Annotated in this window: 10 protein-coding genes; 1 reads left to right on the top strand and 9 read right to left on the bottom strand. The window is 35.6% G+C overall.

Annotated features, from left to right (window positions below; genetic code table 11):
• Positions 1–150: 150 nt before the first annotated feature.
• The 9 genes from QYS48_RS04735 to QYS48_RS04775 form a co-directional block, all read right to left on the bottom strand.
• Complete coding sequence (locus tag QYS48_RS04735) at positions 151–660, bottom strand: SPOR domain-containing protein (protein ID WP_308357735.1); 510 nt, start codon at positions 658–660, stop codon at positions 151–153.
• On the bottom strand, positions 653–4,009 hold the full coding sequence (secA, locus tag QYS48_RS04740) for a preprotein translocase subunit SecA (RefSeq protein WP_308357736.1): 3,357 nt from the start codon (positions 4,007–4,009) through the stop codon (positions 653–655). The genes QYS48_RS04735 and secA overlap by 8 nt, the downstream gene beginning before the upstream one ends.
• A 68-nt stretch (positions 4,010–4,077) precedes the next feature.
• The gene (dapF, locus tag QYS48_RS04745) at positions 4,078–4,857 is read right to left on the bottom strand and encodes a diaminopimelate epimerase (RefSeq protein WP_302103362.1); all 780 of its coding nucleotides are present in this window, start codon (positions 4,855–4,857) and stop codon (positions 4,078–4,080) included.
• A gap of 61 nt (positions 4,858–4,918) precedes the next feature.
• Positions 4,919–5,572, bottom strand: coding sequence for a hypothetical protein (locus tag QYS48_RS04750; protein WP_308357737.1), 654 nt, complete (start codon positions 5,570–5,572; stop codon positions 4,919–4,921).
• A complete protein-coding gene (locus QYS48_RS04755) occupies positions 5,559–6,110 on the bottom strand; it encodes a hypothetical protein (protein ID WP_302103360.1) in 552 nt (183 codons plus the stop codon). Before QYS48_RS04755 ends, QYS48_RS04750 begins: the two co-directional genes overlap by 14 nt.
• A gap of 72 nt (positions 6,111–6,182) precedes the next feature.
• Complete coding sequence (locus QYS48_RS04760; RefSeq protein ID WP_308357738.1) at positions 6,183–8,006, bottom strand: potassium transporter TrkG; 1,824 nt, start codon at positions 8,004–8,006, stop codon at positions 6,183–6,185.
• Between the two features lie 39 nt (positions 8,007–8,045).
• Positions 8,046–9,041, bottom strand: a complete 996-nt coding sequence (locus QYS48_RS04765; RefSeq protein ID WP_308357739.1) for a bifunctional ADP-heptose synthase — start codon at positions 9,039–9,041, stop codon at positions 8,046–8,048.
• Between the two features lie 139 nt (positions 9,042–9,180).
• Complete coding sequence (locus tag QYS48_RS04770) at positions 9,181–10,383, bottom strand: pyridoxal phosphate-dependent aminotransferase (RefSeq protein WP_308357740.1); 1,203 nt, start codon at positions 10,381–10,383, stop codon at positions 9,181–9,183.
• A 184-nt stretch (positions 10,384–10,567) separates the two neighbouring features.
• A complete protein-coding gene (locus QYS48_RS04775; RefSeq protein WP_302103356.1) occupies positions 10,568–11,401 on the bottom strand; it encodes a phosphopeptide-binding protein in 834 nt (277 codons plus the stop codon).
• Between the two features lie 94 nt (positions 11,402–11,495).
• Here QYS48_RS04775 and QYS48_RS04780 point away from each other — a divergent pair, with 94 nt between their 5' ends.
• Positions 11,496–12,470, top strand: coding sequence for a 2-oxoglutarate and iron-dependent oxygenase domain-containing protein (locus tag QYS48_RS04780; RefSeq protein WP_308357741.1), 975 nt, complete (start codon positions 11,496–11,498; stop codon positions 12,468–12,470).
• The last annotated feature ends 5 nt before the right edge of the window (positions 12,471–12,475 follow it).

Genomic DNA, 12,475 nt, shown 5'->3' on the forward strand with positions numbered 1-12,475 from the left:
TATCCCGCTAGAGGAAACTACTTATATTCCAATACTTTCTAAAATGTAACCTGATAGGTTTTAACGATCCATGATTGGATTGATCCAAGCGGACGCTTGAATCAGTTATGATGGTGCGTCATAAACCTGACAGGTTTTGATTATTTCTTCTTAATTAATATAAATTCTTTGAGGTACTGAGATAGCACTTGGAAACTTAGGTTTTAACTTCAATAAAGTTCTCTGCACCTCTAATCTTTCAGTAAAGCGACCTACCCTCACCTTATAAATGGGTTGTCGGTATTCCACATCGGTTCTGATTTCAGGTAAGACGACTCTTGCCGTATCTCTTGCTTGATAGGCTTCTGCACTGCTGCTCCCACTGTAAATCTGTATAGAATACCCATTTACATAGCGAATCTCTTTATTATTCTCCGCTAAAGTATCAAGCTTCTTATTCAATAGCTCAGTAACATCTGCTTGAGCTGTAAAATCGTCACTCGTTTTTCTAAAGCTCGCTTTTTCTACTTCCATGCTAACAGAAGTATCTACTTTAGGTCGATATTGACTTAAGTCCTCACTGTAAGATTTACTGGCAGTGGAAGTTTGTTGAGTAGTTACACAGCCCCAAATAAAGAAGCCTAAAGTGATTACCGCTATGATGTTTCCGAACCTATTCATCTAACAATACACATTTATTGTTTTTAACGTCCTCTTCTACCGTCTTAAACTTAACATCTTTCTTCACACTTCCATCCTGATATTGTACGCTTACTCTATCATTTCTTCCCACAATCTTTTCAGATTTTGCAGGCATCTGTTTATCAACTGCTGGTCTATTTTTATTCTGACCTCCTCCACTTAATACAGAACCTGATTCTTCCTTACTTTCCTTATAGTTTTGTTTCTGTCTGCGTTGCGCTGCAGCTTGAACTTCAGAACTATCCTGAACTGGTAGATCAAGTTTCATCATGAATGAGCTAATATCTTCATTTAATTTACCGATAAAGCGTTTGAACAATTCAAAACCTTCGAATTTGTAAATGAGTAACGGATCTTTCTGCTCATAAACCGCATTCTGCACAGATTGCTTTAAGTCATCCATTTCTCTAAGATGCTCTTTCCAATTTTCATCTATCACAGCAAGAGTAGAAATTTTCTCCATTGATAGGATCATTTCATGGCCTTCCGTCTCTAAGTTTTTCTCAAGATTGGTTACTACCCCAATCTGCTTTTTACCATCCGTGAAAGGCACCAATATATCTTTAACGGTAGCCCCTTTATTCTTAGAAATATCTTTTAAGATAGGAAAAGCTTTTTCTCTAATTTTCTCGTTTTTAGCCTTATAAGAGCTGTAAACATAATCATATAACTTTGCAGTAAGTTCTGCCTCCTTCATGCTATCAAATTCTTCTTGAGCGATCTCAAAATCAACACCGAAAGTACTTAAGATGCTTAATCTGAAATCATCAAAAGCATTGGTAGCTTTTGCGTTGTTCACGATATCCTCGCAGGTATCGAACAACATATTCATGATATCAAGCTGAAGCCTTTCTCCGTAAAGTGCATTCTTTCTTCTCTTATAAATTACTTCACGCTGCGAATTCATCACATCATCATACTCCAATAATCGCTTACGAGTACCAAAGTTGTTTTCCTCTACTTTCTTCTGAGCTCTTTCAATTGATTTAGAAATCATAGAGTGCTGGATTACCTCTCCTTCTTCCAGTCCCATTCTATCCATCAACTTGGCAATTCTATCAGAACCAAACATTCTCATCAAGTTATCCTCTAAGGAAACAAAGAATTGAGATGACCCTGGGTCTCCCTGACGACCTGAACGACCTCTTAACTGTCTATCTACTCGTCTTGATTCGTGTCTTTCAGTACCGATTATGGCTAAACCTCCTGCCTCTTTCGACTCTTTAGCTAACTTAATATCTGTACCACGACCCGCCATATTAGTGGCAATAGTAACTGTACCCGGTTTACCAGCTTCTGCTACTACATCTGCCTCTTTAGCGTGTTGTTTTGCGTTCAATACCTGGTGTTTGATCTTACGCATATTCAACATACGGCTTAAGATCTCAGAAATCTCAACGGAAGTAGTACCAACCAAAACAGGTCTTCCAGCTTCACTCATGGCTACAATTTCTTCAGTTACGGCATTGAATTTCTCGCGAACCGTTTTATACACTTTATCTTGTCTATCATCCCTTACAATTGGTTTATTAGTAGGAATAACCACCACATCCAATTCGTAAATATCCCAGAACTCACCCGCTTCTGTTTCTGCAGTACCGGTCATACCCGCTAATTTGTGGTACATTCTGAAATAATTCTGTAAGGTAATGGTCGCATAAGTTTGAGTAGCATCCTCAACCTTTACATTTTCTTTAGATTCAATCGCCTGGTGTAGTCCGTCAGAATATCTTCTTCCTTCCATCACACGACCTGTCTGCTCATCTACAATCTTTACCTTACCATCTACTAAAATATATTCCGTATCCTTTTCAAATAAAGTATAGGCTTTTAGTAACTGGTTTACCGTGTGAATTCTTTCTGCTTTAACGGAATAATCTTTAATCAACTCCTCTTTTTTCTCTAACATTTCCTCATTAGAGTAAGATTCGTCTTTCTCAAGTTGTGCAATTTCAACCCCAATGTCAGGAAGGATAAAGAATTTAGAATCTTCACCATCTCTGGTGATTAAGTCAATCCCTTTTTCAGTAAGGTCTATATTATTGTTTTTCTCTTCAATTGTGAATAACAATGGCTCATCCGCCTCAGGCATTCTTTTAGCATTATCTGCTAAATAAATATTTTCCGTTTTTTGTAGAATCTGACGGATACCTTGCTCACTTAAATATTTAATTAATGGCTTATGCTTTGGTAAACCTCTGTAAGCTCTAAATAAAGCTAATCCACCTTCTTCTTCATTTCCTTCTTTGATGAGCTTTTTAGCTTCAAGTAAATAATTAGCCGTTAATTTTCTTTGCTCCGTTACAAGCTTTTCAATTCTTGGCTTTAGCTGATCGAATTCGTGAACATCTCCTTTAGGTACTGGACCTGAAATAATCAATGGAGTTCTGGCCTCATCAATTAATACAGAATCTACCTCATCAATCATAGCAAAATGATGCTTCCCTTGTACCAATTCTTTGGTTTCACGCGTCATATTATCTCTCAGATAATCGAAGCCAAATTCGTTATTCGTACCATACACAATATCTGATTGATAAGCCGCTCTTCTTTCCTCCGAGTTAGGCTGATATTTATCGATACAATCACAAGATATTCCATGAAATTGATAGATAGGCGCCATCCATTCAGAGTCACGCTTTGCAAGATAATCGTTAACCGTTACCACGTGAACCCCTCTTTTTGCTAATGCATTTAGGAAGGCAGGTAAAGTAGCCACTAAAGTTTTACCTTCACCCGTAGCCATCTCAGCAATTTTTCCTTTATGCAAAACGATACCCCCAATAAGCTGGACATCATAATGCATCATACCCCAGGTCATTTCATTTCCTGCCGCTTTCCAGCTGTTATTCCAGATGGCTTTATCACCGCTTAAGTTAACATGCTCAGCTTTACCGGACATCTCTTTATCAAACATAGTAGCGGTAACCTCCAGCTGTTCATTTTCCATGAATCTTCTGGCTGTGTCTTTTACTATGGCAAAAGTTTCAGGAAGTACGTCTAGTAGCACCTCCTCCAACTTTTCATTTCTTTTTTCTTCTAAATCATCGATCTGATTAAACAAATCTTCCTTGGTGTGTAAATCCATATCAGGATTTTCATCCACCTTAGTGTGAAGTGCAGCAATTTGATCATCAATCTCTTTTAAATATTGATTGATTTTATCCATTACGCTATTCGTTCTGGCTCTCAACTCATCATGAGATAAGTCTTTTAATTGCGCAAATTCTTTATTGATCTGTTCTACTAGAGGTAAAACTTCTTTTATATCTCTATCGGATTTGGTTCCGAATACTTTGGTTAGTCCTTTTGCTATAAAGTCAAACATGCTTTTTTGCTGTAATATTTTTTAACTAAGCGCTAATTTACACGCTTTTTTATGATTTATATGAATTTTTAAAGCTCGATTTCACCTTTAAAAACTTTCTTTGCTGGTCCGGTTAAATAAACGTTTTCTGCCTTTCCTTCAGTTAGCTTAAATTCAACACTCAAGCTACCACCTAAGGTTTCAATTTTAACAGGAGATTTACCACCATGCATCACATGTGCAATGGCACAAGCCGTTACACCAGTCCCGCAAGATAAGGTCTCATTTTCAACTCCCCGCTCATAAGTACGAACGGAAATTTCACTTTCTGATTGCTTCTCAACAAAATTAACATTGATCCCTTCAGCTGCAAATTCTTTGCTGTATCGAATCGCTGATCCTTCTTCCTTTATATCCTTATCTTTTAAATTACTGGTAAATAGAACATAATGAGGGGAGCCAGTATTGATGGTTAAATGATCTGAAAAATCCTGCATTCTGCTTTGATCAACATCATGCATACTTAAGCGTACAATATCTCCTTCAATGGAAGCTTCATGAACACCATCAGTTGACAGAAAAGTAGTTTCATTTTGAATAATGCCTAAAAACTGAGCAAATTTTACTGCGCACCTACTCCCGTTTCCGCACATGCTTTGAGAACCGTCCGGATTAAAGAACACCATTTCAAAATCATATTCTGAATGGTTTTCTATTAAAATTAAGCCATCAGACCCCACTCCGAATTTCCGATCACACAGGTTTTGTGCTATAGATCTATCATTTCTATCAAGGCTTTTCTCACGATTATCCACCACCACGAAATCATTTCCTGTGCCTTGATATTTATAAAATTCGATTTTTTTCATACGCCTGATTAAGCCAAAATAAGACCAAAGTAATTCTTATGTCAGAATGACACTTTGAAAATTAAATTCTATAATATTTTAAGCCACTTTTTAACTCTAAGTAGATAAGGCCTATATCTTTTGAAAAAGCAAATTTTACAATACTCTTTGATTCTAATATCCCCATCTGATCAATTAATTCGAAAACTGCAACTTCCTCTGGATAGGTATCACCCTTAATTTCTAAATCAGTCACTACCTTAAAATCAAAAGGTTGATCCACTTCCTCATAATCAGCCCAGGTAAAGGACTCACCACTATTGGGGGATAAATATAACCTATTTGGCTTATGAGTTACTGCATCAAATTCAAAATACAAATGAGGCATATTAAATGAAATCCAGGGATTAACCTCAGAAAAGCCTGCATCCGCACTAAAACTAAAATCTCCTAAAATGGCACTTCTGAATTTCTGATAATGAACTTCGTGCATTGTCTTGTCTGTAGGGATAAACAAAAAAGTACCACTTGACTCACTATAATAATTATCTTCTTCTGTCAGATTCCAATTGTTGACAATGCCATTTTCATCTACCATTTGAAAACTAAAATCATCTTCTTGAACTATCCAAGCTTCTGTTTCAGCCTGAAGATCAAATTCTGTATACACAATTGCGCCATTACACGATATCAAGAACAAAAATGAAGCGTACAGAAATAATTTATTGAATCTCATACGTATCTCCATTTACTTGCACTATTTTAAGAATACCAATAGAATAATTGAAATACAAACTATCTATTTCTATTTCATATTCCTCCCTATAGCTATCACTTTTCATTTTAAATACATCATGAAAGTACTGATCCTTTATTCTTACTGAATCAACAGTTTGTATTCTCTCATTTAATGAAAAGTATTCTCTTCCAATAGTAATACCATAGCTGTAATTTTCTTCCTCCTCAGCATTTATATTAAATTGGATATCATAAAATGGATAATCAGAAAATACCCTTAAATCTTCGCTTTCATATGTAAAATAATCACAGCAGTGATCACAGCTTATAGTTTCAACAGTTGAATTCCTTTGCACCTCAAAAAGAATTTCAGTACCTGAATTATGGACAAGCGTAAATTTCTCCTGGTTCTCATATGGGATTAATTCTTCCATATTATCTGGAAATGTATAGACATCGGAAGGTGCTGTTTCGTCACACTTAGGTGTACAAAAACCAACGCTAGCAATAATGATTGCTAAACTAATAAATTTCATAACTTTTAGTTTAAGGTTGATATACCAAAGTTAAGACCCAAAAAAAGTAAAACAAGTTGGACTTCAAATAAATTATCCTACCATTAGATGAGCCTTAGGGTATTTATAGCTCTGGGTAGATTTTCTACTACTTAATGCTAGTGCAAATGTTAAGGTTCCTACTCTACCAATAAACATGGAAAGGATTATAATCACTCTACCCGCAAAGGATAAATCAGCTGTAATTCCAGTACTTAAACCTACTGTACCAAAAGCGGATACTTGCTCAAAAATCAATTGCATTAAGGTATAATCACTATCCGTAATAGTTAACAGAAAAATAGCGATTAAATTAAGGGAAGCCGCAAAGAAAAAGATAGATAAGGCTTTAAACAATAACTCTTTTGGTATGAATTTCCTGTCAATTTCAATCTTTAATCGTCCCCTTAAGGTAGCAAATACCGAAACTATTAATAAATAAAAGGTAGAGGTTTTAATACCACCTCCTACTGAACCGGAGGATGCACCTACAAACATTAAGAATGCCATCACTATAAGGGTTGGTGTTCTTAAGGCTCCTATATCAACAGTATTAAATCCTGCTGTTCTTGCAGTAGCCGATTGGAAAAAACTGGTAATTAAGGATTCGATAAAGTTCTTTTCATCAAGTGTATTTCCTCTCTCCAATAAGTAAAAAACTATTGTACCTGAAGCTAGTAAAACCAAAGAAGTATAAACCGCAATTTTAGTACTTAAATTCCAGTCTTTCCATGGATTTTGGAAGCGATCTCTCAAGTTCTTTCTTGAGAAAAGATCTTGAATAGATGAAAAACCCAAGCCCCCTAATATTAAAGTCAATGCAATGATAATGTGCAAGATGTAACCATTCGCTACTTCATTTTCAAATAAACCATTGGTGAATAAACTAAAGCCAGCATTACAAAAGGCGCTCACAGCATGGAATGCAGAAAAGAATATTTTCTGTCCCATTGAATTGAATTCAACACTTTCTCCCCAACTAAAAAAGATCAGGATAAATGAAATAATTTCAATAACTAAAGTGATAGCAATAATCTTCCTTAAAAGTCCTTTGGCTGAAAATAATGATTCACTAACTAAGAAATCTTGTAACATTAATTGCTGTTTGATTCCCACTCCACTTTTCAGGAAAGTAGCAAAAAAGGAGGTAAATGAAATAATACCTAAGCCACCCAGTTGAAATAAAATCATAATCACAAACTGACCTTTCATGGTAAAATAGGTGGCAGTGTCCACTACTATTAAACCCGTTACGCAACTGGCACTAACTGCTGTAAATAAAGCATCCATCAATGGCATAGCCCCATCTTTCACACTCATGGCGGGTAGCATCAAAACCCCTGTTCCGAAAGCAATTAATAGCAAGAAACTGTAAATGAAGGTTCTTGCTGGTTTCGTTTTCAGTTTTGACAATACAGTACTTGCTTTAACGAATTCATACGCTATCAGCACTAGGAAATAAAAGGTAATTAAAGTTAAATAAGCATCCTCATAGTTTTTGAAACCGAAGGTGTCTGCCAGATATTTTATAATTTGATTGTCAAAAAAGTAATTACTAATAGTATTAATTAGGATTATCAATACCAGAACAGCCTCTAGTTTATTATTGAGCAGAAATTCAGTCCTCCTAAATTCGTAGAGAAGTCGAATGATGAAAGAAAAGAAATAAATGATGAGAACAATGTCTAAACCTAAGAAAACTTGTTCCAATTCATTCGCTTCCGTTTCAAAACCAAAAACGAAGAACAGCAAAACCGCAGCTGTAAGCCATATAAAAGCTTTAAGAGAAACTAATGTGCTCAATACAGCAGATCTACTGTTGTAAATGGCATTGTTTAACCATTCTGTAATTGAGTTTTTTAGTCTAGAAAATTTCATGCTGATTGAAATGCTTTGCTTTAAGCTTTAAGACATTTATTATAATTGTAAATTATGTTTTATTGCTTCTACTTCCAACTTTTTGGCATCAATTGGCACTACTCCTAATTCTTCACACACAATTCCTCCTCCTAAATTGGATAAAGAAGCGGTAAAAGCTGGATTTAGCTTAAGTGCTACACATAATGAAGCAATACTGATCACGGTATCTCCTGCCCCTGATACATCAGAAATACTACGTTTGAATGCAGGAATTAACACATCTTCTGTATCTGTTTGAATGTAAACCCCTCTTTCAGATAATGTTGTCATGACCATTTTTGAAGAAAGTCTATTTCTTAGAAGTGTTGTTTGCTTTTTTAAACTAACATCATCTGATTTAGAGAAATCAACATGCATTCCTTCTTGTAACTCTTTCAAATTTGGTTTAAACAAATCCACTTCTTTATAGTCAAAGAAATTGTTCTTTTTGGGATCAACCACAATGGGTTTTCCCAATGCTTTGGATTTTTCTACTGTTTTTCGAATAACAGAAGCATTAATCGTTCCTTTGTCATAATCTTCAAAAACTACGACATCTACTTCAGGAAGCAATTCAATAATTTTGTTTGAAAGTAATTCCTCTTCTAGTTCATTTAAAGGTGCAAGGCTTTCAGAATCTACCCTTAATAAATGTTGTGAACCCGAAAGCACTCTTTCTTTAATGGTAGTTATTCTGTCCTTGCTTTTCACTAGGCCTTTATCGGTAATATTCCTGTTTTTTAATAAGTCCTGAAAAATCAAGGATTCATCATCATCTCCCAGAACAGAGCAAAGAATTGGTTCAGCACCTAAAGAAAGTAGATTGAGGGCAACATTTGCTGCGCCCCCCATTCTCTTTTCTCTTTTCTTTACATTCACAACAGGAACTGGTGCTTCAGGTGAAATTCGAGAGACAGTGCCCCAGATATAGGCATCAATCATCACATCGCCTATCACCAAAACTTTAAGTTTCTGAAATGCCTTAAAAAGATTAGGAATATCCTTTATGACCATCTAAATAATTATTTGCCGTTCACCTAGTTTATATTGATAATGAAACCTGTCAGGTTTGCTCTTTTCAAAACCATCATTACCTTCAAATATTGATGCTTTCCCCAATTTAAACCTGACAGGTTTAAATAACATAGAATTATTACTTTAATTCAGCCAATACTTTTTTCATTCGCTTCATGGCTTCTTTCAATTCCTCATCAGAAGCTGCGTATGAAATTCTAATACAGTTAGGGGCGCCAAATGCTGTACCAGTAACAACAGATACGTTGGCCTTATTTAAAATATAAATCGCTAATTCATCAGCATTCATAACCTTAGTTTCTCCATCAGATTTACCAAAGAAACTGCTGATATCAGGAAAAATATAGAAAGCACCTTTAGGGACATTAGTTTTTACGCCAGGCATTTCATTCAACAATTCTAAAACCATATCTCTTCTCTTATGATAGGTTTTAGTCATTTCTAAGGTAGGGGTTAAATCTTCCGTTATAGCTGCTAATGCTGCTCTTTGTGCAATCGATGAATTACCTGAAGTGATTTGTCCTTGTATTTTAGTGGCCGCTTTTGCAATGGGTAATGGAGCTGAAATGTATCCTACTCTCCAACCCGTCATAGCAAAGCCTTTTGAAAATCCATTAATGGTAACCGTTCTTTCGGCCATTCCTGGTAAAGAAGCCATACTAACGTGTCCTTCATTTCCAAAATTGATATGCTCATAAATCTCATCCGAAAGAACCAGAATGTCATCATACTGACGAAGTACCATCGCTAGCTTTTCTAATTCTTCCTTAGAAAAAACGCTACCAGTAGGATTACATGGTGATGAATATAAAACTGCTTTTGTATTATCGGTTATAGCATCATTTAATTGCTCAGCCGTTGGTTTAAAGTCGTTTTCCAATGTTCCGGTAACATATACTGGAGTTCCTCCTGCTAATTTTATTAATTCGGTATAGCTTACCCAAAATGGAGCAAACACAATTACCTCATCGCCAGGATTCAAAATGGAAAGCATTAAGTTTGCAATGGATTGCTTGGCTCCATTTGACACCACGATTTGTTCAGGAGTTGAGGGAACGTTATTTTCCGTTTCTAACTTTTTGGCAATAGCTTCTCTTAAATCCTGATAACCTGAAACCGGTGGATAAGCAAAATATTTTTCACTGTCAATCGCCTTCTTTGCTGCTTCTTGAATATGCTTGGGAGTCTTAAAATCTGGCTCTCCCAGACTTAAACTAATAATATCAATACCTTGAGATTTTAATTCTCTAGCTTTTGCTGCCATGGCTAAAGTAGCAGACTCTGACATATTTTTGATGCGATCGCTTACCGGATAATTCATTGCAATTATTTATTTTATAAGAATTTTGTTCCTTAAACTCCGTTTTTTCTGAGGGCGTTTAAACTGAGGGCTAAAATTAAGTAATTCGCTTTTGATGTGCTAATAATTCACTTAAATATAAAAACACAAAAAAATAGCCCGCAATATAAATTGCGAGCTATTTTATAATGCTTTCGAATGTTAATTAAGAAGCATCCCCTTCTTTTAACATCACGGTTCTTTCAACTGGATTGAAAGGACTGTCAACTAAATTCCCCTCTTTATCTAATAATTCTAATTTAACCGTCATTTCTCCCATTTCAGCTCCTTCAATGAAATATGGCTGCCATTTATCTAACATAAATTCTTGACCATTAATGGTAGCTCTTACAGTATTTCCGTCTAAGGCTAAATCAGTATTTAACAAATAAAAATCTAACAATACCTTTTCAGCATCTTTTCCTACGTAAGTTCCTTTAGGTCTACTGTAGAACATGTGAGGTGCAGATAAGTCTGCAACTTCATCCTCATTAGGCTCTCGACCTACCGTAAATTGACGAATGTTTGCAGCGCCATAGCTTTTTACACTTTCGTGATATGATCTTGACAAGAATGATAGGGCTACATAATGGCCTTCCTCAAGGTCTTTTGTGAATTCAGCTTCATAATGCGCTGTATACGGTTGATTATTCAAAATTAAGTGGATATGCTGTCCCTTTCCAGAATTGGCACAATTCTTAATATCTGCATCAATAGTTTGAGTCCCTAATTCGTAATTTTTTACGTTGTAAGAAAAATCTATTGCACCTGCTTCTGCAATTACTTCATTTTCCATTGGGCTTAACATTTCCAACATGGAGTCATCAAATTGAGGTGACTCTACCGGAGTTAACATGATTTTTGAAGTAGTTTCTTCAACATCTTTAAACTCAGTATTTTCTTCTTCTGTCTGTGCTTTTTCTTCTTTATTACCAGTGCTACATGCAAAAATTGTAGCTATCGCGAATAAAAAAGTAAATCTTATTGTGGCTTTTTTCATGGTTTTATGTTTTTTGATTTATTTTACCTTAGTAAAGTGTACTAAGGTAGTGTGATTATGTTACACTATCAACAGTTAAACCCCGGATAGTGTTATGAGCAAGAAATTATATACCGAAATCCCTTCCTTGAATCTGGAAGATTTCACAAATGGAACTGCAGAAACTAAAGAGCAGTTTGTAAAAGAATTAGGCGAAGCTTACAACAACATAGGTTTCGTAGCGATTAAAGGTCATTACCTAAGTGACGAGCTAAGCCAAAAATTATATGCTGCAGTTGAAAAATTCTTCGCTTTAGATAGTGAACAAAAGAAAGCCTACGAAAAAGAAGAGTTAGCTGGACAAAGAGGCTACACAAGTAAAGGGAAAGAACAAGCAAAAGGACATAAAGTACCAGACTTGAAAGAATTCTATCAGGTAGGGCAATTTGTACCTGAGGATCATGAATTAAAAAAAGAGTACCCTGACAATCTGTGGCCAACTGAAGTGCCTGAGCTAGCCGAATTAGCAAAAGAGGCTTATCAGAAACTTGAAAAAACAGGCTTTGAAATGCTTCGTGCAATCGCTCTTTATTTAGGCTTAGATGAAAATTATTTTGATACTCATGTAACCTATGGAAATAGTATCTTAAGAGCTATTCATTATCCTCCAATTGAAAATCCTGAAGATTTACCTGAAGATGCAGTAAGAGCTGCACAACATGGTGATATTAATTTAATTACTTTATTAATGGGGGCTAGTGCTGACGGATTGCAAGTATTAAGAAGAGATGGAGAGTGGATTCCAATTACAGCATTACCCAATCAATTAGTCGTGAATGTTGGGGATATGCTAGCTCGATTAACGAACAATAAATTAAAATCTACAATTCATAGAGTGGTAAACCCACCTAAAGAGCAAATGAAATCTTCTAGGTATAGTATACCGTTTTTCATGCATCCTAAATCGAGCATGGATTTAACTTGTTTAGATAGTTGTGTAGATGCAGAAAACCCAAAACAATATGATGATATGACAGCTGGACAATTCTTAGAAGAACGATTAGCTGAAATCGGATTACTGAAGAAGTAATTAGT

Origin of the sequence: Marivirga arenosa (assembly GCF_030503895.2) — a bacterium.
Classification (GTDB): domain Bacteria; phylum Bacteroidota; class Bacteroidia; order Cytophagales; family Cyclobacteriaceae; genus Marivirga; species Marivirga arenosa.